General features: G+C 39.4%; 20 protein-coding genes and 2 pseudogenes. 12 read left to right on the plus strand and 10 right to left on the minus strand.

What is annotated here, in order from left to right:
- The 3 genes and pseudogenes from ACJHV0_RS07175 to ACJHV0_RS07185 all read right to left on the minus strand — a co-directional run.
- Positions 1–2,001 (minus strand): AAA family ATPase (locus ACJHV0_RS07175; protein ID WP_483133782.1); only part of this gene is annotated, 2,001 nt, incomplete at its 3' end.
- Between the two features lie 256 nt (positions 2,002–2,257).
- Positions 2,258–3,007 (minus strand): annotated as a pseudogene (gene cobB / locus ACJHV0_RS07180) (Sir2 family NAD+-dependent deacetylase); the annotation flags it as partial.
- 90 nt (positions 3,008–3,097) lie between these two features.
- Positions 3,098–5,026, minus strand: a complete 1,929-nt coding sequence (locus ACJHV0_RS07185) for a DUF262 domain-containing protein (RefSeq protein WP_483133783.1) — start codon at positions 5,024–5,026, stop codon at positions 3,098–3,100.
- A 54-nt stretch (positions 5,027–5,080) separates the two neighbouring features.
- Between ACJHV0_RS07185 and ACJHV0_RS07190 the strand changes: the two are divergent.
- A pseudogene (locus ACJHV0_RS07190) lies at positions 5,081–5,158 on the plus strand (adhesin); the annotation flags it as partial.
- Between the two features lie 31 nt (positions 5,159–5,189).
- On the opposite strand, the gene ACJHV0_RS07195 reads toward ACJHV0_RS07190, so the two are convergent.
- Together ACJHV0_RS07195 and ACJHV0_RS07200 are read right to left on the minus strand one after the other, a co-directional pair.
- Positions 5,190–6,149: a PP2C family protein-serine/threonine phosphatase gene (locus ACJHV0_RS07195; RefSeq protein ID WP_483133784.1), complete on the minus strand. Its 960-nt coding sequence runs from the start codon at positions 6,147–6,149 to the stop codon at positions 5,190–5,192.
- Between the two features lie 281 nt (positions 6,150–6,430).
- Positions 6,431–7,390 carry a helix-turn-helix transcriptional regulator gene (locus ACJHV0_RS07200; protein ID WP_483133785.1) on the minus strand — a complete coding sequence of 320 codons (960 nt, stop codon included), beginning with the start codon at positions 7,388–7,390 and terminating at the stop codon, positions 6,431–6,433.
- Between the two features lie 148 nt (positions 7,391–7,538).
- Between ACJHV0_RS07200 and prfB the strand changes: the two genes are divergently transcribed.
- From prfB to ACJHV0_RS07230, 6 genes are all read left to right on the plus strand, one after another.
- A protein-coding gene (gene prfB, locus ACJHV0_RS07205) for a peptide chain release factor 2 (protein ID WP_483133786.1) occupies positions 7,539–8,637 on the plus strand; the annotation gives its coding sequence in 2 pieces (ribosomal slippage) (positions 7,539–7,613 and positions 7,615–8,637; 1,098 coding nt in all).
- A 74-nt stretch (positions 8,638–8,711) separates the two neighbouring features.
- Positions 8,712–9,695 (plus strand): AEC family transporter, encoded by a 984-nt coding sequence (locus ACJHV0_RS07210; protein ID WP_334235928.1) that lies wholly within the window; start codon positions 8,712–8,714, stop codon positions 9,693–9,695.
- Between the two features lie 21 nt (positions 9,696–9,716).
- On the plus strand, positions 9,717–10,802 hold the full coding sequence (locus ACJHV0_RS07215; protein WP_483133787.1) for a metallophosphoesterase: 1,086 nt from the start codon (positions 9,717–9,719) through the stop codon (positions 10,800–10,802).
- Between the two features lie 230 nt (positions 10,803–11,032).
- Positions 11,033–12,097 (plus strand): galactose-1-phosphate uridylyltransferase, encoded by a 1,065-nt coding sequence (gene galT / locus ACJHV0_RS07220; RefSeq protein WP_483133788.1) that lies wholly within the window; start codon positions 11,033–11,035, stop codon positions 12,095–12,097.
- Positions 12,098–12,106: 9 nt separating this feature from the next.
- Positions 12,107–13,261 carry a galactokinase gene (gene galK / locus ACJHV0_RS07225; RefSeq protein WP_483133789.1) on the plus strand — a complete coding sequence of 385 codons (1,155 nt, stop codon included), beginning with the start codon at positions 12,107–12,109 and terminating at the stop codon, positions 13,259–13,261.
- A 126-nt stretch (positions 13,262–13,387) separates the two neighbouring features.
- Positions 13,388–14,356 carry a galactose-1-epimerase gene (locus ACJHV0_RS07230; protein ID WP_483133790.1) on the plus strand — a complete coding sequence of 323 codons (969 nt, stop codon included), beginning with the start codon at positions 13,388–13,390 and terminating at the stop codon, positions 14,354–14,356.
- Between the two features lie 35 nt (positions 14,357–14,391).
- Here ACJHV0_RS07230 and ACJHV0_RS07235 read toward each other — a convergent pair whose 3' ends face one another.
- Positions 14,392–14,949, minus strand: a complete 558-nt coding sequence (locus tag ACJHV0_RS07235; protein ID WP_483133791.1) for a YtfJ family protein — start codon at positions 14,947–14,949, stop codon at positions 14,392–14,394.
- A 192-nt stretch (positions 14,950–15,141) separates the two neighbouring features.
- Here ACJHV0_RS07235 and yajC point away from each other — a divergent pair, with 192 nt between their 5' ends.
- From yajC to ACJHV0_RS07255, 4 genes are all read left to right on the plus strand, one after another.
- Positions 15,142–15,435: a preprotein translocase subunit YajC gene (gene yajC, locus ACJHV0_RS07240; RefSeq protein ID WP_025236401.1), complete on the plus strand. Its 294-nt coding sequence runs from the start codon at positions 15,142–15,144 to the stop codon at positions 15,433–15,435.
- Positions 15,436–15,471: 36 nt separating this feature from the next.
- Positions 15,472–17,313 (plus strand): protein translocase subunit SecD, encoded by a 1,842-nt coding sequence (secD, locus tag ACJHV0_RS07245; RefSeq protein WP_483133792.1) that lies wholly within the window; start codon positions 15,472–15,474, stop codon positions 17,311–17,313.
- Between the two features lie 10 nt (positions 17,314–17,323).
- A complete protein-coding gene (secF, locus tag ACJHV0_RS07250; RefSeq protein ID WP_334234339.1) occupies positions 17,324–18,298 on the plus strand; it encodes a protein translocase subunit SecF in 975 nt (324 codons plus the stop codon).
- A gap of 133 nt (positions 18,299–18,431) precedes the next feature.
- The gene (locus ACJHV0_RS07255; RefSeq protein WP_334229698.1) at positions 18,432–19,733 is read left to right on the plus strand and encodes an NCS2 family permease; all 1,302 of its coding nucleotides are present in this window, start codon (positions 18,432–18,434) and stop codon (positions 19,731–19,733) included.
- 290 nt (positions 19,734–20,023) lie between these two features.
- On the opposite strand, the gene fbaA is transcribed toward ACJHV0_RS07255, so the two are convergent.
- Both fbaA and ACJHV0_RS07265 read right to left on the minus strand, forming a co-directional pair.
- Positions 20,024–21,100: a class II fructose-bisphosphate aldolase gene (gene fbaA, locus ACJHV0_RS07260; RefSeq protein WP_025216893.1), complete on the minus strand. Its 1,077-nt coding sequence runs from the start codon at positions 21,098–21,100 to the stop codon at positions 20,024–20,026.
- Positions 21,101–21,201: 101 nt separating this feature from the next.
- Positions 21,202–22,377, minus strand: a complete 1,176-nt coding sequence (locus ACJHV0_RS07265; RefSeq protein ID WP_025236405.1) for a phosphoglycerate kinase — start codon at positions 22,375–22,377, stop codon at positions 21,202–21,204.
- 218 nt (positions 22,378–22,595) lie between these two features.
- On the opposite strand from ACJHV0_RS07265, the gene ACJHV0_RS07270 reads away from it, so the two are divergent.
- Complete coding sequence (locus ACJHV0_RS07270) at positions 22,596–23,984, plus strand: SLC13 family permease (protein ID WP_334229696.1); 1,389 nt, start codon at positions 22,596–22,598, stop codon at positions 23,982–23,984.
- Between the two features lie 88 nt (positions 23,985–24,072).
- Here ACJHV0_RS07270 and ACJHV0_RS07275 read toward each other — a convergent pair whose 3' ends face one another.
- Both ACJHV0_RS07275 and ACJHV0_RS07280 read right to left on the minus strand, forming a co-directional pair.
- On the minus strand, positions 24,073–25,431 hold the full coding sequence (locus ACJHV0_RS07275; RefSeq protein ID WP_483133793.1) for a sodium-dependent transporter: 1,359 nt from the start codon (positions 25,429–25,431) through the stop codon (positions 24,073–24,075).
- Positions 25,432–25,516: 85 nt separating this feature from the next.
- Positions 25,517–26,344, minus strand: coding sequence for a Dam family site-specific DNA-(adenine-N6)-methyltransferase (locus ACJHV0_RS07280; RefSeq protein WP_283386186.1), 828 nt, complete (start codon positions 26,342–26,344; stop codon positions 25,517–25,519).
- Positions 26,345–26,352: the final 8 nt, after the last annotated feature.

A 26,352-nucleotide genomic window follows, 5' to 3' on the forward strand; every position in this document is an offset into this window, starting at 1 on the left:
TTCCAGTGCTTCAAGCCAATCCGTACAATGTTCAAAGAGAGCAAACCGATGTCGGCGAGCCACCACTGTAAAATCGCCTAAGGTGAGATTCTCCAAGTAATCAAAACGGGAAAGCTCTTGCTCATTCAACTCAGGCAGCCCCAATTTTTTCGCTTGACTGATAGCGACAGTTTTACGTTGTTCCACGTTTAAATAGCCAAAATGGAGTTTGAGATCAAAACGGCGTAAAGCGGCTGGGTCAAGATTATCCATCAAGTTGGTGGAAACAATCAGCAAACCTTCAAATTTTTCGATTTGTGTGAGCATTTCATTGACTTGGCTATGCTCCCAACTGCGTTGCCCGCTTTCACGGGCAAACAGAAAGGTATCGACTTCATCGAAAATCAGAGCCATATTGTTCTCTTTCGCTGTTCGGAAGGCTTCGGCAATCTGGTGTTCGGTTCCCCCGACAAGTGGGCTCAATAAATCCGAGCCTTGTCGAACCAATGCTTGCAAGCCCATTTCCTGTGCCAGCCAATTTGCCCAAGCGGTTTTGCCTGTTCCCGGCGGGCCATAGCAACAAATTCGCCCACGTTTGGTGCGTTTTAGCCCTTCGCTGATTTTGTGCATATTTTCCGCACAATTTACCCAGTCTAAATTGTAGGCAATTTTGCTTTCAACAAGCGGTTCAATTTTGCGGAAACCTTGCGAAACCAGCGTTTGATTAAACATTCCCAACGCTTTTTCGGCAAAATCCGCTTGGTTTTCGATAGGAAGGCAGTTCATCACATTAAAGGTACGGGTTAATACCGCCGGCGATAAATCCGCATTTTGGGCAAAATGGCGGATATAGTCGGGCGATAATTTTTCACCAGCCAGTTCCATAATTAAGGTCTCTTTGTGCTTATTCGGCAGCATTGGCATTTCAAACACCATATCAAAGCGGCGGAGATAGGCGTTGTCAATGCAGCGGACTGAGTTGGAAATCCAGATCATTGGAGTCGCATTATTTTCCAAAAAATCATTAACCCAAGCCTTATGCTCTTGGGCGACAGAACGCTCGGTAAATGAACCGGCAAACACATCTTCCACTTCATCAAAAATAATGACCGCACTTTTGCCCGCCAGCAATTTTTGAGCCAAACGGCAATTCTCTAAACGGGTCGTACCACTTAACACATCGCCGTCTTTATCTTGGCTCGCCATTGTGTAAGCGGGTAGATTAAGCGTATTCGCCAACAGTGCCGCAAATTCGGTTTTACCTGTCCCCGCCGCCCCATAAAGCAGAATATTCACCCCTTTTTTCGCTGTTTTTGTGGCAATATCGAGGTAATTCAGCATCATTTCACGCTGCTCAGCGATATGATCATAATGACTGAGTTGTAGTGTTGAAGCGGCTGTCGGCACAGTAGCACGTTCAATTAAAGATTGCTCGCTAATCGGTAGAATCACAAAATCATCGAAATCTAAGGCATCGCCCCAACCCAGATAGTCGTGGAATTGATCGGGGCTATAACTGCGATCAATTAATCCATAGCCGGTTAATTTACCAGTTTTTGCCAGTACCGATTTCACTTCTTTATGATTGACGCCAAGCAAATCCGCCAAAATCAAGCAGGTTTGATTTAAATCCATATGCGGAAGATACTCTAATAAACTGCGGAAATTACGTTCAGCACGGAAGTGAAAAACAAATTGCATTACCGCTTGTTCGGTCAAGGTCAAATTCAGAAATTGAGCGAGTCGAGCCAAATTTTCATAGCCCATTTGCCAACGCTCCGGCAGCTCATTTTGGTTGAGAATAGCTTTATAACGCTCTTTTAATAACTCTCGGGCAAGCGGTTTTAATTCGCTCTCTTTTTCCATTTCTTGCGGCAAACCGATAGCAAATGCCACGTCATCATCACGATAATTATCATTGCGAAAAAACTCCGAAAATAATTTATGCTCAAACATCGCTTTCAGCATAATTTTTTCAGAATAAAGGGAAACGGTTGAAGGGTTTAATTGATAGTTACTCATAAAACATTCCTTTTGCTGATTTCACATCAGTAATTTTACTTATCAATACGACAAAGTGTGTCGCATAAATCGTGCGTTTTATGGTATTTTGATCGGACGAGAGGATTATAACGATGGAAAATAAAAAAGCAAGCGGTCAATTTTCGCAAAAAATTTGCAAATTCTAACCGCTTATGACTTAACCCCCTCCCCTTTGGCGGTACTTACGCCAAAAGGGGAAGAAAGATTATTTACCTCCCTAATAAAGGAAATGAATTTAGAGGCTTGCCAAAATCTCCTCCACAAACTGCGGTACAATCTCCGTTGCCTTACCATAGCGAGTTTCTTTAAACGCCGTTTTGACCTTACTCGGCTCTAAATTGAGTTCAATCGTATGCGATTTCCAGCGGTTTGCTTTTTCCACAAAGCCGGCGGCAGGATACACATTACCCGAAGTGCCAATAGAGACGAAAATATCGCAATCGTAAATCGCCTCGTCAATTTCTAGCATTTGGAACGGAATTTCACCAAACCAAACAATATGTGGACGCAGCCGTGCTGGTTGGGTACAGCAAGTGCAACGCTCGTTCTCGCTGACATCTCCTTGCCATTCATACACTGTTCCTTTGTTCGGACAGCGGACTTTCAGCAATTCGCCATGCATATGAATAACATTCTTACTTCCGGCACGTTCGTGCAAGTTATCCACATTTTGCGTCACAATCAGCAGATTTTCGCCAAGTTTCTCTTCTAATTTTGCCAGAGCAAGATGGGCGGCATTGGGTTGTACTTCGGGGTCAAAGAGCTTACGGCGGCGTTCGTTATAAAAGCGTTGGACTAATTCCCGATCCCGTTTATAGCCTTCCGGCGTGGCGACATCTTCCACCCGATGATTTTCCCACAAGCCGTCCTCGGCTCGGAATGTACGGATACCTGATTCAGCAGAAATCCCTGCACCGGTTAATACCACGATTTTCAGATCCTTTTTCATTTTATTTTTCCTATGAGTAATGAAGATTGTATTATTTTTACAGCGAGAATAAAGAGATTTATAAAATGAATTACAAGTAGGACATGCATAAAAAAGCGGTGTAAATTTACACCGCTATAATAAATATTAAATATCATCTAATCCCAATAGCTTTTCTTTATCAATCTCCCAAGATTCAAAATCAATATCCCAGCGCTCATCCATAAATTCTAACATTTTTAATCCTCTTGTCTTGATTTCTGCTACTGACCAATTCTCATGTTTAGAAACCTCAATTTCACTATATGAACCATTAGAAAAACCCCTTCCATTTTTATTCTCTTTTTTGGTAGGAAAATCATCATTTTGAAGCTCTGAATTTTTAGAACGGCTTAGTAGTAATAAATTTCCTAAATTATGTAAAACTTTCTCTCTCAATTTCTGTCCTTTAACAACACTGCCTATTTGCTTCTTCCAATAATTAGAATTGGCTGATTGTGGATAAATATGCTCTATGGTTTCATCTTTATTTCTCTTAGAAATTTCTTTCCAAGAAACTTTTTCTTCTCCTTTAGCTTTGTTTTGCAAATACATTTCATATTCGTATAAAAAATAAGTAATTCCCCACCAATCATAAAAATATCTTTTATTCTCTGAAATATTTTTCAAAAAGTTATCTACTCTTGCATAGCCGTCGTAAATAAAATCGCCATCATCATTGTCGAATCCACCATCAGTAAGATATCTAATTTCTTTCTGTAGTTCTTTCAATGAGATTGATTTGGTATGAAATTTATATGCCAAACGGAATATATAACTATTCCCTGTACTAGAGTTTTTCTGTGAGACAACAAAAACTAAGAAAATAAACCTTTCAATCTCTTTCAACAGAGATAATAAGTTATTTTCATTTTTTTCTTCTTTCATAACTGCCATTAGTAAGGGGGAAAAATGTCTCACCTTAATGCGATTTATTTTATATAGCCACTCTTTAATCTCTTCACTATAAGAAGATAACTCAGGGCTATTTAAGTAAACCCAGTACTTAATTGTCTCTTGTAAACTTTTTATATATTTCTTAATCTCTTCTGCAGTAATTCTTTCATTTTCTCTATATAATCCATTTACTGTAAAATGAGTATTGAGAAGATATTTAGCATAACTAGCAGCCTCATTTCTATTATAACGATCAAAATACATTACCCAGTGATCAAACAGAAAGCTATCATCATCTAATTGTTTATGGGTATTTTTACCAAGATATGCATAAATTGTTTTCCAAGCTTCATTAATATCTTTTCTTAGAGATTTATGCTCCCCTTCTAACATACTTGTCAGGTAAATTAATCTATTTTTTAATAACTCTAAGTTAGATAAGCTCTTACCTCTATTATTCATGGTTTCGAATGTTATATAAACATCTAACTCATTATCAATTTCATAAAAATTAAATTTAAAATCATCAACTAACTTAATAAATAATGATTTAATTTTATCCTTATCTAAATTATCTAATTTCTCACTAAAAAATATACTAGCACTCTTTAAATTTTTAGTATAGAGAGTATCATTAGGGACTTTATCAGAATATGATGAATCTTGTCCTAGAATTTGTGTTTTATAAAACTCATCACTTGGATCATCTTTTTCATATCCAAAAATATAAGATTTATATCCATCTTTATGACTACGATAAAGAAATTTCTCTATCCAAACAGACTTTCTTTCGAAATAAATCTCATCATCTTCATTTAACCTATTTAATATTTCATTAATCAAGATCATAGAAGTTGTAATTCTTTGCTGACCATCTACTAAATAATAAGCCTTAAATCCTGAAGAAAGTAGCCATTGATCATCTGACCATTTTTCACTACCTATAGTGTTGTTTTTATCAATACCTTCTACCGTTAATAAACCAGTGTAATGAACTTTTCCATTTTTTAATTGGTTCAGATCGTCCCAAAAGTCTTCTAATTGTAATTTCTCCCAAGAGTATCCTCTTTGAAAATCTGGAATTCTAAATAAATTTCTAGTAAAAATCTCATTTAGTGATTGTAACTTATTATCCGCCATAGGAATTTCCTTGTATAAATGTATAAAAGTGAAGAAATATTCATATAATACTGCCAAGCAAGCAAGCAAGCAAGCAAGCAAGCAAGCAAGCAAGCAAGCAAGCAAGCAAGCAAGCAAGCAAGCATATTTTAACCATTTGATTTTAATAGAAAATATATTACTTCTATAAAACTTTATCAATCATTTTCAATGCCCCCTCGATTTCCAAACTAAAAAAATGCATTTTCGGCACTCCAGAATTTATTAGGTTGATGCGTATCAAACCACTTTTTTCTGCTTGGCGGATAAGGTCGGCGGCGTAAATTAGATCATTTTTCATTATTCTCTTCTTGGTTTTATGGATTAATGTGACAGTATCGTGTTGAGTTATCCCCCCTACCCTCATTTCACAGACCACCACCGATAAATCATCATACAAGCGGTGCTTTTTGACCATTTTTCTGCAAATTTGCAGCCGTTCAGTATTGCAGGAGTAGCGTTGCCAAATCATTTTGAGCTGTTTAGGAGTGGGATAATCGTGTAAGCCGTCCGAGCAGAGCAAAATACTCTCGCCTTTTTCAAGTTGAAATTCGGCAGAATGAATACGGAAGTCAGCTGCCTCAACATCAGCAATAATGCAGTCTGACAATGCTCGGTAAATGGAGGCATATTCCGCTGGATCCTGTGCCAATCCTTGCATTTTCATTTCATTCAACACAGTGTGCTCCTCGCTTAGCTGCTGCCACTCCCCATTTGCCATAATTTTGTAAGCTCGGCTGTCGCCTACATTTAGAATTTTGCCTTTACCATTAGAAAGCAATTCACAACCAACAAAGGTGCTACTTATGCCAAAATGAGAAGCAGCGTATTTTTCACAAAGTGCAAATTGTGTGGCTCGCAACCACGTTGAATTTAGTGATTGGCATTTGCTCAACTGCTCCATTAAGAAACGGCTGGCAATTTGAGATTGAGGACTATGCGAAACGCCGTCCGCTACCCCGAAAATCACCTTGTTTTCATCCAAAATATAACTTTCGGCATTTTTCAGTTGCCATTGATAAACCGCTTTACCGTTAAAAAGTGCGTCTTGGTTTTTCTTGTGCTTGTTTCCTGCCTGTTGGCAGAAAGTGAGTTGAAAAGTCATTTAATCTCTCCCGTTTTTTTAAAACAGGCAAATAATGGGAATTAAAAGTCGAGAAAATCAAATTTCTCGATCAAAATCACAAAATTAGCCCGAAATTTGGCTTGGTTTTATGTGAAAGAATAAAGGAAATAAACTGGATGAAATTTCAACCATTAGAAATTTTCGAATAGTTCTATAAGAAGATAGCAGAAGGGTTAATTAAGAAATAGCACAGGCTCAAACGTTATAATACAAGCGGTATATCTTGCATTATTTTTTGCAAAACATCCCGCTTACTTTACCTAAATACTCTCTTTTTCTACATCCCAAATATCCTCACCAAATTTTCTTATCCACCATTCAAGCATATCATTATCGGCAACTGTTGCTTGGAAACGATAGTGGTTGTCAGATTCTTCGAGAATTTTTTGATCTTTTGAAAGTGGCGTTTCGGTGAGGTGGAAACCTGCCTGTTTATCGATAGAAAAAGTCAGTCGAATTTTATCGCCATTACCAAACCCAAGATGCTCGTCATTTTGGTACGCTTTCAAATCAAAATCTTTTGGACGTTCAAAGGTGAATGTAGATATTTCCGCTTTACGGATACGGTGCAGAGCAAGCAGTCGATTATCCTCAAATCCTTCATAACGACAAACCAGATAAATACTCGCTCCTTGTTGAGCAATCGCCAAAGGCATAACAGTTGCCGAGTGCTTTTTGCCAAATTGGTTTTGATATTCAATTTTCAGAAAGCGGTTTTGAAACAGAGCTTGGCTAACGGCAGAAAAAATCTCATCTTTGATTTTTGCCGGCACGAGTGGCAAGCTGGTTGGCGTCGAACAGACTTTATTTAGCCATTGATATTCGGGCTTGTCTTTACTACCTGACACCATTTTATCAGCTTGTTCAAAAAAGGGTTTCATAGATGCCATTAAATTTGCCGGAAGAAGGTATTTTAACTGCTGTTCTGCCAATTTCAGCAAAAGCGATTGTTGTTCATTGAGAATCGGCAAAGCCAACCCTTCCGAGCGAAGTTTCCAGCTATATCCGTAGGGCTTACTTCTTTCATCACACTCAATATCAAAATGCTCACACAGCACTTTTAGCGTGCGTTGAATGCTTCTTAAATCTCGCTCAAAGCCGGCATCCAATATCTGCTGGTGTAAGGTTCTCGCATCAATTTTCTGCGGTAGCTTGGGAATACGACGTAAAATCTCAAGTTGCAGTAGCGTTGCATCAATATCACTAGGTCTTTTTGCCATAATATTCTCCATAAAATATGCTTGGAATTATAGCAAGAACAAGCGGTCAAATTTGGGAAATTTTTTGCAAAAAATTCTGAAAATTTGACCGCTTGCGGTATAATCACGCCCTATTTTGCGAGCCCAAAACTGAAAAAAGGAAGACATAATGTTTGAATTGAACCCAATTAAAACCCAACTTGCGGATTTATCTCAACGAACTGAGGTAATTCGGGGGTATCTTTGACTTTGATACCAAAGTCGAACGCTTAGAAGAAGTGAATGCCGAGCTGGAGCAGCCGGATGTGTGGAATAAGCCGGAAAAAGCTCAAGCTCTCGGTAAAGAAAGAGCGATGTTGGAGCAGATCGTCAATACCATTCGCCAGTTAGAGCAAGGGATTGAAGATGTGGAAGGCTTGATTGAATTAGCAGTGGAAGCCGAAGATCAAGACACCTTTAACGAGGCACAAGCCGAAGCCGATGAATTAGAGAAAAAACTGGCGGATTTAGAATTTAAACGGATGTTCAGCGGTCCGCACGACAGTGCCGACTGCTATTTGGATCTGCAAGCCGGTTCGGGCGGTACAGAGGCACAAGATTGGACGGAAATGTTGTTGCGAATGTATTTACGTTGGGCGGAAAGTAAAGGCTTTAAAGCGGAACTGATGGAAGCATCCGACGGCGATGTGGCAGGAATTAAATCCGCTACGGTAAAAATTTCCGGCGAATATGCCTACGGCTGGTTTAGAACGGAAACAGGCATTCACCGTTTAGTGCGTAAAAGTCCGTTTGATGCGAACAACGGTCGCCACACTTCGTTCTCAGCGGCGTTCGTTTATCCTGAAATTGATGACGATATTGATATTGAGATCAACCCTGCCGATCTTCGCATTGATGTGTACCGTGCCTCCGGTGCGGGCGGTCAGCACGTTAATAAAACCGAGTCGGCGGTGCGTATCACCCATATGCCGAGTGGGATTGTAGTGCAGTGTCAGAACGGTCGTTCGCAACATCAAAACAAAGATCAGGCAATGAAACAGCTTAAAGCGAAACTTTATGAGCTGGAAATGAGCAAGAAAAATGCCGAGAAACAGGCAATGGAAGATAACAAATCCGACATTGGCTGGGGCAGCCAAATCCGCTCTTATGTGTTGGACGACTCTCGCATTAAAGACCACCGTACCGGTGTGGAACACCGCACCACACAGCAAGTGTTAGACGGCGATTTGGATAAATTTGTCGAGGCGAGTTTGAAAGCAGGGCTTTAATTTACAAACTTTCGAGTAAAAATAACCGCTTATATTCCTCCTATTTAAGGAGGAATATCATCTCAGGTAATCAAATGAATATTTTCGACTCTCTTCAATTTAGCATTAGCGTAACATTACCCACCATTTTATTAATGTTATTCGGGATTTTTCTACGCAAGCGAAAATTCATTGATGATGCCTTTTGCAATATGGCGTCAAAGGTGGTGTTTAACTTTACGCTACCGCCAATGATTTTCTTCAATATGCTAAAAAGCCCATTGGATTTCTCAAGCCAAATTAGCTTAATTTCCACCGGTGTGGGAGGGTCGATATTAATTTATTTATGGGCGGAATGGTGGGCGGCACGCCACATTGAAAACAGGCGTTATCGCTGTATTTTCACGCAAGGGACATTTCGTACAAATGCCGCAATTTTAGGCATTGCTTTAATCCTCAATGCCTATGGTGATAAAGCCTTAGCGGCTGCTTCGGTCTATATTTCCTGCTTAGTGATTACCTTTAATGTGCTGGCGGTGATTACGCTAACTTCATCATTGAGCGAGAAAAAAATCAATGTGGGTAGATTGCTCCTGTCGATTTTGAAAAATCCGTTGATTTTAGCCGTAATTGCAGGCTTAATTTTCAACTATTTTGAATTAGCCGGCTCAATTCCCAAACCGCTTGAATCCGCTGGCAAATTAATGGCAAGCTTAACGCTCCCACTCGCTTTAATTTGTACGGGGGCGAGCATTAATTTCAAACAGTTGAAGCAATTTAATCAAGGAACAGAAAGTACCATTAATAAAATTGTGCTGTTTTCTGCTTCCATTCGGTTAATTTTTGCCCCGATTTTCTTTCTCCTGCTCGGTAAATTTGTATTTAAACTGCCACCGATGGAACTCGGCATAGCCTTTGTTGCTGCCTCTGCTCCTGTGGCAGCAGCTACTTATGCAATGACGAGAAGCTACGGTGGAGATGGTGAAGCCGCAGCAAATTTAATCGGCATCACTACTCTTGGCTCAATGTTCAGTGCTAGCATCGGGCTATTTTTATTAAGACAACTAGGCTGGGTTTAGCCTCTCATTTAAGGAATGCTCTTGGAATATCGTTACTACATCACCACCGCCATTGTGGTTGTGGTACTACAACTATTTTTATATAGCTTTGCAAAAACAATCGGCTGGTTGTTTAATTTGTCGGCAAGAAGCCAAAACATCACTCACCTTATTACATTTTTAGCCATTAACACAATGGTTATTTTGCACGTTACTCGCACATTTACCCTATTTCGGGTAATGGCATTTGTATTGGTACTTTTGCTATTTGCATTTTTTGTGAGTTTTTTGACCGCTTGCATTTACAAACTAGCCAAAGGAAATCCTTCCGTTAATCGTAGCTTGAAAGTCATCTACCCTTTTGCCTTCTTAGGCTTAATCGGGCTTGGCTTTTACAATGCTTATGTGCCAACGGTAGTTCATTATTCCATTAAAATAGATAAACCGTTAGACAAACCACTCCGTATTGGTATGGCAAGCGATCTCCATTTAGGAAAATTATTTGGGGCTAAACAACTTGACCAACTGGCAGAGATTTTTAATCAAGAAAAAGTCGATTTGATTTTGCTACCCGGCGATATTATGGACGATAACCTCGAATTTTATCGCTCAGAAAATATGCAAGACTCATTTTCTAAACTCAAAGCACCATTAGGCGTTTATGCCACACTAGGCAACCACGATTTCTTTGGGGCTCAGGAAAGTATTGCACAAGCTATTCGTAACGCCGGCATTACTGTTTTATGGGATCAAGCGGTCGAAATTAATGGAAAATTTGCAATTGTTGGGCGTAATGATGATTTAGTGAAAAATCGCCCTTCTGCCGAGCAATTATTGCAATCAGTAAATACCAAATTGCCTGTGTTCTTACTCGACCACCGCCCAACTGAAATTGAAAAACACGCCAAATTACCGATTGATATTCAAGTTTCAGGGCACGCCCACAAAGGGCAAGTTTTCCCTGCCAGTATTATCACCAAAATAATATATAGACTACATTACGGCTATGAAAAAATCGGGTTGGGGCATTATTTTGTAACCTCAGGCTACGGTTTTTGGGGCATCCCGATGCGGTTAGGCTCGCAGTCAGAAGTGATGATTATTGATGTAAAAGGGAAAGATTTTTAATCATAGGGTGAAACTTGCCCGCTATTGCGATATAAATTGAAATAATTAGTAGGGCAAGCCACTAACATCAACAAACATCACCACAAAAACAAGCTGACAAAAATGGAGAACTGCTTGCAAAATTTTCCGCAAATCTGACCGCTTGACATCATTATTTTGTGATCTATATCACAGTCATTTTTCCTCACTTTCGCTATACTTTTCATATAGTTAATTTCGAGGAGTTTTATATGAGCGAGTTTGTCCTCAACGATCATCCACACCGCCGTTTTAATCCGCTGAAAAATCAGTGGATTTTAGTTTCTCCGCATCGGGCTAAACGTCCGTGGCAGGGGCAACAAGAAGAAGTCGTGCAAGACGATAAGCCGAGCTACGATCCGGCCTGCTATCTATGCCCCGGCAATAAACGCATTACCGGTGAACAGAATCCAAATTACACCAAGCCGTTTGTGTTTAAAAACGACTTTTCTGCCCTACTGCCAGACACACCTGCCCCAGAGCCGAACCAAGATCCGCTGTTCCAAATCTCACACACACAAGGTGAAAGCCGTGTGATCTGCTTTTCGCCCGATCATAGCAAAACCTTGCCACAACTCTCTGCTGATGAAATTACCGATGTAGTAACAGTTTGGCAAGAACAGGCAAACGAGCTGAAAGAGCGTTATCAATGGGTACAAATTTTTGAGAATAAAGGCTCAATAATGGGCTGCTCTAACCCTCACCCGCACGGGCAAATTTGGGCGAGTAATTTTCTGCCGAATGAAATCACCATTGAAGATGAATGCCAAGCCGATTATTTTGCAAAATATAGCTCACCACTTTTATTAGATTACGCTAAGCGTGAATTAGATAAAAAAGAGCGAATTGTAGTAGAAACGGAAGATTGGCTTGCCGTTGTGCCTTACTGGGCGAGCTGGCCGTTTGAAACATTGTTATTACCGAAAGCGAAGCAATTTAAGTCGATTACCGATCTGAACGAAGCGGAAAAAGCTGATTTAGCCTTAGCATTGAAAAAGCTCACGACTCGCTACGATAACTTATTTAACATTAGCTTCCCTTATTCAATGGGCTTCCACTTTGCTCCGTTTAACGGCAAAGAAAATGCACATTGGCAACTGCACGCCCATTTTTATCCGCCGTTGTTGCGTTCTGCTACCGTACGTAAATTTATGGTCGGCTATGAAATGATGGCAGAAACTCAGCGTGATTTAACCCCGGAACAAGCGGCAGAACGTTTAAATGCGGTAAGTGATACTGAACACTATAAAGATAAGAAACCACAAATCGAAAAATAAGGAATTTGAATGAAACCACAAGAAATTGCTTTTCAAAAATTTGAAGAACATTTTGGTTATAAAGCAGAACGCACGGTATTTGCTCCAGGCAGAGTGAATATTATTGGCGAACATACTGATTATAACGACGGATTTGTTATGCCTTGTGCGATTAATTACGGCACGGCGGTAGGCTTTGCTAAACGTGATGATAACAAATGGCGAGTGTTCGCCCTTGATATTAACGAACAAGATGAATTTGACCTAAGCCAGCCAATTGAGCCAAGTGAACACAAATGGGCGAACTATGTGCGTGGTGTGGTGAAATTTGTGCAAGTAAAATGCCCTGATTTCAAACAAGGGGCTGATTTAGTGATTACCAGCGATGTACCTATGTCATCAGGTTTAAGTTCTTCCGCAGCTCTTGAGGTATCAATTGGTAAAACAGCTCAATTGTTGGGAGATTTGCCGCTTTCTCATACTCAAATCGCATTAATTGGACAAGAAGCAGAGAATAAATTTGTCGGCTGTAATTGCGGAAATATGGATCAACTCACCTCAGCTTTAGGACAAAAAGATCATTTTTTAATGATAGATTGCCGTAGCCTTGAGATTAGTCCAACGCCTGAACCACAAGGTTATTCAATCGCCATTATTAACTCCAATGTGAAGCACGACTTAGTAACGGGTGAATACAACAGTCGTCGTGAGCAGTGCGAATTTGCCGCTCACTTCTTCGGTAAAGCAAAATTGCGTGATGTAAGTGCAGAGCAATTTATTGAACGAGCCGCAGAACTGCGTGATGCTAATGAACTTGCCTATAAACGTGCAAAACATATCATCAGCGAAAATCAGCGTGTGCTAGAAGCCGCAGAAGCTCTAAAAGCGAATAATATGGTTAAATTGGGCGAATTAATGGCAGCTTCGCACGACTCTATGCGTGATGATTTTGAGATTACCTGTCCTGAAGTCGATTGCTTGGCTGAAATCGCCCAAAAAGCAATCGGTAAAAATGGCGGAGCAAGAATGACAGGCGGTGGCTTTGGTGGCTGTGTAGTATGCTTAGTGCCAAATGATAAAGTGGAAGATCTTCGCCAAGCCGTTGCTGAAAATTATGAAAAGCAAACAGGCATTAAAGAAACCTTCCATTTATGTACGGCTTGTGATGGAGTCCGTGAGGTCTAAAATCTCCCGACCTAGCACAAGCCGTGCTAGGTTAAATTATCCTAGCTCCTTCGGAGCTGAAAAATAGCCACAGTGTGGCTCAGATTTCTAACCCCATACGGCTCGTATGGGGCAAAGAGGTATGTTATGAACCTATTCACCATCGAAAACCCATTTTTAAGAATTACCTTGTCAGATCTAGGGGCTACTTGGCTCTCTTGTGTAGTAAAAATGCCAAGTGAAGAGCGTGAAGTATTAGTAACCACTTCTGCAAAAAATTGGCAAAAACAGACCGCTTTCTTTGGGGCAACTATTGGGCGTTACGCTAATCGTATTGCCAATGCACAATACTCACTTAATGGAAAAACCTATCACTTAGCCAAAAATAATGGCAAGCATAATTTGCATAGTGGCGAGTTAGGCGGCGATAAAGTAGTCTGGAAAGTAGAAAGTCAGACCGAACAAGCGGTTAAATTTTCCTATATTTTTGCAGATGGCGAAGAAGGGTTTGGCGGTGAAGTGAAAGCCTTTGTAGAATATCGTTTAACCGATAATGAACTGCAAATCAGCTTTGATGCAACAACAAATCAAGATACACCACTTTGTTTAACCAACCACGCTTATTTTAATCTGCAAGGTTCAGAAAATATCTTAGATCACAAGTTGATGATTAATGCTGAGGCATATTTGCCAGTGGATTCAAGCGGTATCCCGAATGCTCCGCTTAAAAAGGTGGAAGGCACAGGTTTTGACTTCCGCACGGCTAAAAAAATCGGGCAAGACTTATTAGCTGATGACGACCAAAAAGCAGTAAAAGGTTACGATCACGCCTTTCATCTTACAAAAAATAGTGAAAATTTAACCGCTTGCTTAGCCGTAGAAGATTTGAAAATGGAGCTTCGCACCTCAATGCCAGCCTTACAAGTTTACACAGGCAACTGGCTAAAAGGGCAACCGAATTTGACTAATGGCGAATATGGAGATTATGCAGGCGTGGCGTTAGAGCCAGAGTTTTTCCCAAATTCCGTAAATCAACCTGAATTATTACAATTTGGCGGCATAACCAAAGCCGGAGAAAATTATCATCATACGATAAGTTATCGGTTTATAATTTGAGAAAAAATAGGCAGGTAAAACCTGCCTATCATTATTTACTGCATTAACGTTTTAACTAAGCTTATCACTTCTTCAATCTGTTTTGACGAAAGAGCACCTTCCGTTGCAAATTTGACTTTGCCTGATTTATCCAACACCGCAATAAAACCCTCTTTTTCTTTTAGATTCCACGCTTTTCTAACATTGCCTTGTTGATCTAGCACGACTTGGCTACGTGGATTTTCTAATTTACCGTCTTCAACATTATTTTTCACAAAAAGCCCGGTCCCCACAATCGCATCGTCCGCATTTACAATGGTTAATGTTTGATATTTTGTAGGATCAAAAGCTGCATTTTTGAGTGTATTAATTAAGGCTGCATTTTTACTCTTTACTGAACTTCTTGCTGCAAAATGAAGCACTACTCGTACTTTTCCGGCAACGGCTGATGAATTCCAACTTTTATAAGCAATTTTGCCTGATTGAATCACTAATTCGCCATCTTTTGCCACCGAAACGGCTGGCAAAGATTGATTTAATTTTACATTATGAGCAAAACTCATATTTGCAAAAAATAGTCCAAAAATAACCGCTAGTTTTCCAACTTTTCTCATTTTTTCTCCTCGTTTTTATAAAAACCGACATAACTTTGTAAACAAACGAAACGATTTTACCCAAATTTTTGTTTAAAAGAAAAGCATTCGATGAATTTTTCTACTCGTTAATTCATTGAATTTGTGGTATTTTAACAGGCGTTTTTATAACATCAATTTTTTATACCACTTAACACAATTTAAGGAGTTTTTATGCAACAAGGTGGCGGAATGGAAATGATCTTTATTCTGATTGTTTTCGGTGCAATTTTCTATTTTATGATTTATCGCCCACAAGCAAAACGTCAAAAACAACAACGTGAATTACTTGCAAGCTTAGCAAAAGGCGAAGAAGTATTAACCAGTGGTGGTTTAATCGGTAAAATTACAAAAGTAACCGCAGATAATGATAACATCGTTATCGCATTAAACGACACAACTGAAGTAACCATTAAGCGTGATTTTGTGGTTGCTGTATTACCTAAAGGCTCATTAAGATCTCTTTAATGCCTCTAATCAAACCTTAACATTTGGGGATTTATTGTGTTAAACCGTTTCCCTCTATGGAAGAATTTAATGGTGATCTTCGTGATCGCCATTGGTGCTTTATATGCCCTTCCAAATTTATATGGCGATGATCCGTCTGTACAAATTTCCGGTACTCGTGGACAACAAGCCACACCAGAAACCCTTACTCAAGTTCAATCTACGCTTTCATCAATGAACATTCAGCCAAAATCAGCCGTGTTAGAAAATGGTTCGATCTTGGTTCGTTTAGAAAGTACTGAACAACAACTTCCAGCCAAAGAAAAAATCTCTGAAGCATTGGGTAATAACTATTCTGTTGCATTAAACCTTGCACCGGCAACACCAAAATGGCTCTCAGATATTGGCGGAAGCCCGATGAAACGAGGCTTAGACTTGCTTGGTGGTGTTCGTTTCTTAATGGAAGTGGATATGAACACCGCTCTTGCTAAACAGCAAGATACCTTACAAGACAGCTTGCGTAATGATTTCCGCAAAGAAAAACTGCAATATAAAGCGGTCAAAAAAGGCGAAAATTTTGCAACTGAGATTGAGTTTGTTGATAACGAAACAGCTGAAAATGCGGTGCGTTTAATTCGCCGCTCTCACCCAACGCTTGATATTTTAGTTAAAGATAATAACGTAACTTTAACCCCGTCAGAGCAAGCTCTTTCTGATTCTCGTAGTATGGCAATTGAGCAAAATCTTTCAATTTTGCGTAAGCGTGTAGAAGAACTGGGCGTCTCAGAGCCAACCATTCAGCGTCAAGGTGCTGACCGCATTGTTGTGGAATTACCGGGCGTGCAAGATACTGCCCGTGCAAAAGAACTTTTAGGAGCAACTGCAACCCTTGAGTTCCGTTTAGTAAATACAGAAGCAAATTTAGCTTCTGCAGCTAAAGGGATTGTACCAGCCGATTCTGAAGTACAAAACACGCGTGATGGTGAACCTGTTGTATTACGTCGTAAGCCGTCTTTAGGTGGCGAGCATATTATTGATGCGACCGCAGGTAAAGATGATCGCGGCTTACCGCAAGTAAGTATCAAATTAGATACTGAAGGTGGCGATATGATGGGCGAAATTACTAAAATGGCAATTAAAAAACCAATGGCAACCCTTTATACCGAATTTAAAGATTCAGGTCGTAAAGATGCAAACGGCAAAGTCATTCTTGAAAAACACCAAGAAGTAATTAACGTGGCAACTATCCAAACCCGTTTAGGCAACCAATTCCAAATCACAGGTATTAACTCACCGGCTGAAGCTCAAAATCTTGCTGTATTACTACGTTCAGGTGCATTAATTGCTCCAATCGTGATTGTGGAAGAACGTACTATCGGGGCATCACTTGGTGCAGATAATGTTAAACAAGGTATGGAAGCAAGTATGTTAGGCTTAGGCTTAACCATTTTATTCTGTTTAGCATTTTATAAAATGTTTGGGGTATTTGCCTCTATAGCATTGGTTGCTAATATGATTTTAACCATCGGCTTAATGTCATTAATTGGGGCAACACTTACAATGCCGGGTATTGCGGGTATTGTACTGGCAGTGGGTATGTCGGTAGATGCGAACGTGTTGATCTATGAGCGTATTAAAGAAGAAATTCGTAACGGTCGCTCTATTCAACAAGCTATTCACGAAGGCTATAGTGGTGCATTCTCAAGTATTTTTGACTCGAACCTCACCACCATTTTAACCTCTCTTGTGCTGTATGCGGTAGGAACAGGTCCGGTAAAAGGCTTTGCGGTAACGCTTGCTTTAGGGGTAATTATTTCTATGTTTACCGCAATTACAGGTACTCGAATGCTGGTAAACTGGGTTTATGGTGGCAAACGCGTGAAGAAACTTTGGATTTAAGGTGGAATAAATGGCTATTGAAAATGTAAAACAAGATGTAGCAGACATTAAACTGCCTTATAAATTAATTCCGTTTATGAAATACCGCTTCATCGGTTTCATTTTTTCGATGATTGTGTCTGCATTATGTATTTTCACAATTGCAACGAAAGGATTTAACTGGGGCTTGGATTTCACAGGCGGTACGGTAATTGAAACCCAATTCTCTCAACCAGCAGATTTGTCAAAACTGCGTAGCGAGCTTGAAAATAGCGGCTATGGCAGTGCTTTAGTGCAAACAACAGGCAGTCAAAAAGATTTAATGATCCGCTTGTCTGCTAATGCCGGCGATATGAGCGTGGGAAATAAAGTGATGGAGATGATCCATCAAAAATTAGATCCAAATGCAACGATTAAAAGTATTGAGTTCGTTGGACCTAACGTAGGTGAAGAGCTTACACAAGGGGCAATTTATGCCACTCTTGCCACACTTGCGATGTTACTTATTTATGTAGGTACACGATTTGAATGGCGTTTAGCGGTAGGTGGTATTGTTGCTTTATTCCACGATGTATTAGTTACGCTCGGGGTATTCTCTTTCTTACAGATTGAGCTTGACCTTACCTTCGTAGCAGCGATTTTATCGGTAGTCGGCTACTCACTGAACGACTCAATTGTTGTGTTTGACCGTGTGCGAGAAAACTTCTCAAAAATTCGCCGTCTAAGTTCAATCGAAGTAGTGGATATTTCATTAAGCCAAACGCTTTCTCGTACTTTAATGACCTCTGTTACCACCCTCTTTGTGGTGTTAGCCCTATTCTATTTAGGTGGTCCAACACTTCATAGCTTCTCGCTTGCATTATTGATTGGTATTGCTTTTGGTACTTATTCATCAATTTATATTGCAATCGGTGTAGCACTACAACTTGGCTTGAAACGTGAGCATATGGTTCAGCCTAAAGTTGAAAAAGAAGGTGCAGATCAAGAAGCCTTTATTGATTACTGATTAACGGTAAGACAAAAGCAGGATTTATTCCTGCTTTTCTTTTTTTTACTTACGCAACCGTTTGCCAATTAATTTAAATTTCTGTAGAATTCGCCCACAAAATTTCCCATTTTATTTTTTCTTTGAGGTTTTTATGTCCTTATTTAAATTTGAAGAACGTGGTTCAAACGTTCGTCAAGAAGTGATCGCAGGTTTAACTACATTTCTCGCAATGGTTTATTCTGTGATTGTTGTGCCTGGAATGTTAAGCCAAGCAGGCTTTCCTGCGGAATCCGTATTTATTGCTACCTGTTTAGTTTCAGGTTTAGGTTCAATTTTAATTGGCTTATGGGCAAATGCACCAATGGCAATTGGTTGTGCAATTTCTCTAACTGCTTTTACCGCCTTTAGCTTAGTGCTGGGGCAACAAGTTTCTGTTCCTGTTGCCCTAGGGGCAATCTTCTTAATGGGCGTAGTGTTTACCATTATTTCTGCAACAGGTATCCGCACTTGGATTTTGCGTAATTTACCAAGCAGCATTGCACACGGTGCCGGTATCGGTATCGGTTTATTCCTACTCATTATTGCAGCAACCAACGTAAAATTAGTCGTGAACAGCGGTATGGATATCCCGGTAAAATTAGGCGATTTTACCTCATTCCCCGTATTAATGTCTTTAATTGGTTTAGCCGCTATTATTGGTTTAGAAAAGCTAAAAATAAAAGGCAGTATTTTATGGGTAATCATCGCAATTACCATTGTTGGGCTAATTTTTGATCCGAACGTAAAATACGCAGGCTTTTTCAAAATGCCAAGCTTTGGAGAAAATTCACTGTTTTTAAGTCTTGATATTATGGGGGCATTAAATACAGCCATTTTGCCTGTAGTATTTGCCTTAGTGATGACTGCAATTTTTGATGCAACAGGCACAATTCGTGCCGTAGCAGGTCAAGCTAATTTATTAGATAAAGACGGTCAGATTATTAATGGTGATAAAGCCTTAACCTCCGACTCTTTCGGCTCAATTCTATCAGGCTTATTCGGCACAGCCCCCGCAGCAGTTTATATTGAATCAGCAGCAGGTACAGCCGTTGGCGGTAAAACCGGTTTAACGGCGGTAGTGGTGGGTATCGGCTTCTTATTTATGCTGTTCTTTCAACCCCTTGCATTCTTAGTACCAAGCTATGCTACTGCCCCTGCGTTAATGTATGTGGGATTATTGATGTTAAGTAATGTTTCAAGATTAGATTTTAGCGATTTCGTTGGTGCAATGGCAGGTCTTGTATGTGCGGTATTTATTGTACTAACCGCAAACATCGTAACAGGTATTATGTTAGGTTTCGCAACACTCGTGATTGGTCGCTTAATTTCAGGCGAAGCAAGCAAGTTAAACTTAGGTACAGTTATTATTGCTATTATTTTAGTGGCATTCTATGCCTTTGGTTTAGCTATCTAATTTGCAAAAAATAGATGCAAAAAGACCGCTTGTAAACATTTTTGATCTGCCCCATAAACTGACAGTTCATAAATTAACTTAAATATTGAGCTCTGTACTGTACAGAGCTCTATTTTTTTAAGCTTAGTTTATTCATTCTATAATAACGAATATACCTGTATAACGCCTGTTTCAAATCAACAATGTAGAAAATTGACAACAATAAAAAATCTGCACCTTAATCAGTTGGTTTAATTGTTCAACTTTTGGGGTGCAGATCAAGCGGTCGAATTTGCTAAAAACTTTGCAAATTATAATACGTTCACGCAGTTTAAGTCTTCGAAAGATTGCTCTAAGCGTTTAGACATAGACTCTTCCATTTTACGTAACCAAACACGTGGGTCGTAGTATTTTTTGTTTGGTGCATCAGGACCGGTTGGATTACCTAATTGACCTTGTAGGTATGCTTCGTTTGCTTTGTAGAATTGAAGGATACCGTCCCATGCTGCCCATTGGGTGTCGGTGTCGATGTTCATTTTGATTGCACCGTAGCTGATCGCTTCACGGATCTCTTCACGAGAAGAACCTGAACCACCGTGGAATACGAAGTCTAATGATTTAGCCGGTAAGCCACGCTCTTTAGATACGAACTCTTGTGAAGCTCCTAAAATAGACGGTTTTAATTTTACATTACCCGGTTTGTAAACACCGTGTACGTTACCAAATGCCGCCGCGATAGTAAAACGTGGGCTGATTGGGCTTAATTGGTCGTAAACGTATAATACTTCTGATGGTTGAGTGTAAAGTTTAGACTCATCCACATCTGAGTTATCAACGCCGTCTTCTTCACCACCGGTTACGCCGATTTCAATTTCAAGGGTCATACCGATTTTATCCATACGAGCAAGATATTCACGGCAGATTTCCATATTTTCTTCGATTGGCTCTTCAGATAAATCGATCATATGTGATGAGAATAATGGACGACCGGTTTCTGCAAAGTGTTTTTCGCCCGCTTCTAGTAAGCCGTCAATCCAAGGAAGTAAGTTTTTCGCAGCGTGGTCTGTATGAAGAATAACAGGCACACCGTATTCAACCGCTAATTGATGAACGTGTTTTGCACCAGCAATCGCACCTAATACATCTGGGCGAGCACCTGAAGTTGGTTTGATGCCTTTACCTGCGTAGAATTGTGCACCACCGTTTGAAAATTGTACGATAACAGGTGATTTAACACGAGCTGCGGTTTCTAATACTGCATTTACAGAGTCAGAACCTACGCAGTTTACTGCTGGAATTGCGAAGTTGTGTTCTTTAGCGTAAGCGAAAACTTTTTGTACGTCGTCGCCTGTTACTACGCCCGGTTTTACGATGTTTAATAATGACATTTTTTGCTTCCTTTGTATTGTATGAAATGTGCAAACGCACATTGTTAAAATACGCGGTCAAATTTGCAATATTTCATTGAAATTTGACCGCTTGTAATCAATTAACCGTTTGCACGTTTCTCTAAAATTTCCACTGCCGGTAATACTTTACCTTCAACGAATTCTAAGAACGCACCGCCACCGGTTGAAATGTAAGAAATTTTATCTTTGATGCCGAATAAATCAATAGCCGCTAATGTATCACCACCGCCTGCGATAGAGAATGCACCATTTGCAGTTGCTTCAGCAATCGCATTTGAAATGATTTCAGTACCTTTGCGGAAGTTAGGGAATTCAAACACGCCTACCGGACCATTCCAAAGAATCGTTTTTGAATTGCGGATAATTTCAGCTAATTGCTCGGCTGATTTATCACCGATATCGAAAATAGATTCGTCTGCTTGTACTTCGTTCACCGCTTTTTCAGTTGCCGGTGCAGTTTCAGAGAATTCGGTGCCTACACGCACATCAACAGGCACAGGAATGTTCGTTACTTGTGCTAAGCGTTTTGCTTCAGGGATTAAATCTTCTTCGTATAATGATTTACCTACTGCGTTACCTTCTGCTGCAATAAAGGTATTTGCGATACCGCCACCCACGATTAATTGGTCAGCGATTTTTGATAAGCTGTCTAAAACCGTTAATTTAGTAGAAACTTTTGAACCACCTACGATTGCCAACATTGGACGTTGTGGTTCTTTTAATGCTTTGCCTAACGCATCTAATTCCGCTGCTAATAACGGACCTGCACAAGCTACAGGGGCATATTCTGCTACACCATAAGTTGAACCTTCTGCACGGTGAGCCGTACCGAAAGCATCCATTACAAATACATCACAAAGTGCGGCGTATTTTTTCGCTAATTCAGGATCGTTTTTCTTTTCACCTTTGTTGATACGCACGTTTTCAAGCACAACAATTTCGTTTTCTTTTACATCAACGCCGTCTAAGTAATCACGCACTAAACGAACCGGAACACCTAAGTCTGAAGCATTTAAGTAATCTACCACAGGTTGTAACGAATTTTCTTCTTCAAATACACCTTCAGTCGGGCGACCTAAGTGAGAAGTTACCATTACTTTAGCCCCTTTTTGTAAGGCTAATTTTAACGTTGGAATAGTTGCCACAATACGAGCATCCGATGTTACTTTACCATCTTTTACCGGCACGTTAAGGTCAGCACGAATAAATAAGCGTTTACCTGCTAAATCAAGGTCAGTCATTTTAATAACAGACATAGTTTGTTCCTCTTTTGATTAGAATTTAAAAAGTGATAACAACTTGATTATATCAGCTTCTAATCATTTTGAGCTAACCTAGATCAAATAAAGTGATAATTTTTATAAATTTTCTGAAAATATTTCTATTTAACAATTTTTTAACCTTTTTTTAATAAAAAGTTCTGGTATAGTGAAAAAACCTTCGATTTAAGATAACAAAATGATTAGGAGTTTATATGTCTAGCACAGCTAAAAATCCTTTAAGAGGGTTAATTATACTTGCTGTTGATATTGTGATTTTCTTTCTATTACTACAATATCTTCCTTTCAGTGAACAAGAAAATAGAGGCTTAGCCCTGCTTGTTTTTATTGGTATTCTTTGGCTTACTGAAGCCTTCAATATTACCGTAACTGCCTTGATGGTGCCGATATTTGCTATCGGGCTTAACGTACTACCCACCAAAGCCGCTTTTGCTCCATTCTCAGAACCAATTATTTTTATGTTCTTCGGAGGGTTTGTGATTGCAGCGGTGTTAAATATCCAAAAAATCGATCTTTGGATTGCTAATCACGTTATCCGCTTAGCCAAAGGTAATTTAAAACGTACTGTCATTTATCTATTTGCAGTAACCGCTCTACTCTCCCTCTTTATTAATAATACCGCTGTAGCCGCAATGATGTTGCCACTCACACTTGGTATTCTACACAAAGTAGATCTTAAAACTAACCGTAACCTTTATGTTTTCGTATTACTAGGAATTGCCTTTAGCTCCAGTATCGGCGGTATTGGCACACTAGTTGGCTCTGCACCAAATGCGTTATTGGCTTCTCAGATTAAAATCTCATTCTCTGAGTGGCTACCATACGGTATGCCGGTTGCAATTTTGCTGATGATTGCAATGGTTATCAGCTTACTCGTTATGCTAAAGCCAAACTTTAACGTGCCGTTTAATGTTGAAATTGAAGATTCGAAACTCAACGGAAAACAACTTGCTACTCTCATCATTTTTATCATTACTGCAATTTTATTGACTTTTAGTAGCTATATTGAGCCTTTTATCCGCAATGCCTTAATGTTAAAAGAATCAATTAAAAATTTTGATGCAGTAATTGCAATGGTCGCAGTTATCGCACTTTGTATTTGTAACACCGCTACTTGGTCTGAAATTCAAGGACGTACCGAATGGGGAGTGTTAATGCTATTTGGTGGCGGATTAGTATTAAGTATTGTGTTACGAGAAACAGGTGCGAGTAAGATTCTAGCAGATACTATCGTTAATTATATCGGTACGAAGCATTGGCTGATTATGACCTTAGTAATGACAGGCTTCATTGTATTTTTAACTGAGTTTACTTCAAATACCGCAAGTGCAGCCTTGATGTTACCAATCTTTATTACGGTTGCAAATTCGCTCGGTTTACCGCCAATTTCGTTAGCGGCAATCATTGCTTGTGGTGCTTCTTGTGCCTTTATGTTGCCTATTGCAACCCCTCCAAATGCAATTGTATTTGCAACAGGTTACATCAAGCAAAGCGAGATGGTAAAAGTCGGTCTTATACTAAATATTTTCTGTGTAACCATTATTGGTTGCTTGTCTTATTTCTTCTGGATGACTTGGCATTAATAGCAAAAAATTATGCTTTTTTAACCGCTTGTAAAAGTAAAAAGCTGTTTGAATACGCATTCAAACAGCTTTATTTATATGTTTCACTCTACAGTGAATTAAAGAAAATCACTAAAATAATCACAGGGATCACAAAGCGAACGTAATTAAACCAAATATTAGTCAATGTTTTACCCGCTCCAAGCTCTTCTTTTGCTTCATCTTTTAATACAAAACCGACAAAAATAGCACTACCTAATGCGGTTAAAATGAAGAGAATATTTCCGCTGATATAATCGAAGGCATCAAAAATGCTTTTGCCCATAATTTGCACATCTTTTAGCACATTATCACTTAATGCTGACGGGATATTGCCTAGTATAAAAATGGTTGCTAAGGTAATAAAAATTGCTTTCTTACGGCTGATATTTGCTTTTTCTTGAAGAGCAGTAATAATCACTTCATAAATTGTTAATGAGGTGGTTAAAGCCGCAACAACCAACAAAGCAAAGAAAATAATCGCAAAAATCGTACCTCCCCACATATTTGAGAAAACAATCGGCAAACTTTGGAAAACTAATGTCGGACCGGAATTTGGTGCAACACCAAAGCTGAATAGCGATGGGAAGATCATAAAACCGGCAAGAACCGCAATAATCGTATTCATCACGCCCGTAATAGTCGCCGTTTTAACGAGGTTTTCATTTTTATCTAAATAGCTTGAAAGCGTAATTAACACACCAAACCCTAGACTTAATGCAAAGAACACCTGCCCTAATACAAACACAAAAAGTTTTGGCGTGATTTTAGAGAAATCAGGCATCAGATAAAATTTAATTCCCTCAACCGCTCCTGGTAAAGTTACATTGCGGATAACCATTACCAGTAAAAACACAAATAGAATCGGCATCAAGTATTTAACTGAACGCTCAATGCCATCAACGATTCCTTTCACTAAAATAAAATAATTTACCAGCACAAAAATAGCAGTATAAGTAATAATAATTGCCGGACTATTAAAAATACTTTGTTGGAAAAATTGATACGTGGTTTCTACCGTAACAGGCATTGAAAGATCAAGGTTGCCCGTAATTAGGCTACCAATATAATTGAGTACCCAACCACCGAGCACCATATAATATGCCAGAATACCAAATGCACCGAGTAACCCCATATAGCCTAGTATTTTCCAAGCAGGGGAGATTTTTTTACCATTTGCCGAACCACCGAAGGCATCAACGGCATTCACTCGCATTCTTCTGCCAATCACATTTTCGACTAAAATCATTGGAATGCCGATCACGATCATTGCAATGCAGAATAGGAATACATAAGCACCGCCACCGTTTTCCCCCACTAAATACGGGAAACGCCACGTCGCTCCAAACCCTACAGTTGCTCCTGCAACAGTCATAATATATGCCAATCTGCTAGACCACGATTGACGCTCTTCATTTTGATTTGCCATTTGATACTCCATAGGCATAAAAATAAAAAATAACGATTAAATAATAAACACAAGCGGTGAAATTTTTAGAAAAATTTGCAAATGATTAGGAAAATAACGCAAATAGTTCGCCGACTTTAATTCGGGAATCCGCTTTCTGCCCAATTGAACGCTGCACTTGCACTGATGTGATTTGAGCGGATTGATAAATCAGCCGAGTAAAATCAGTGTCGTGATTTGAAATTAATACAGGAATGCCCTGCTCTTTCATCTCTAGGGCAAGATTTGCCAAGCGAGCTTGCTGTAACAAACTAAATCCCCCTCCTGCGTATTGAGTAAAGTTAGTCTCTTGCAATAACGGGGCATAAGGAGGATCGCAATAGATAACACAATCTATCGCACTATTTTTTACCAGCTCAAACACCTGTTCAAAATCCGCACAAATAAAAGTCGCTTTTTGAGCTTTTTCTGCAAAAAACCGCAACTCATTTTCAGGGAAATAATGGGTTTTATAACGCCCAAACGGCACATTATAACCTTTTTTTTGGTTATAACGACATAACCCGTTATAACCAAAACGATTTAAATAGAGAAAAATAACCGAACGGCGAAAAATATCTTTGGAACGATTAAATTCCGCACGGCGTGCTTTATAAAAGGTTTCAGTATTCGCTTTTGGGTGTAGAAAAAGCAATTTTGTTTGAGCGATATAATGCTCAACATCTGCTTTTACCGTATTGAAAAGATTAATTAAATCAGGGTTAATATCGGCAAGGATATAGTGTTCAAAGTCAGTATTCAGAAACACCGAACCCGCACCGACAAAAGGCTCAACTAGACAAGCCTTTTTCGGCAAATGGGTTTGAATATCTGAAATAAGGCGATATTTACCGCCCGCCCATTTTAAAAAGGCTCGGTGTTTAGAATGACTCATTTAAATTT

The sequence above is a fragment of the Mannheimia sp. genome (assembly GCF_056854775.1).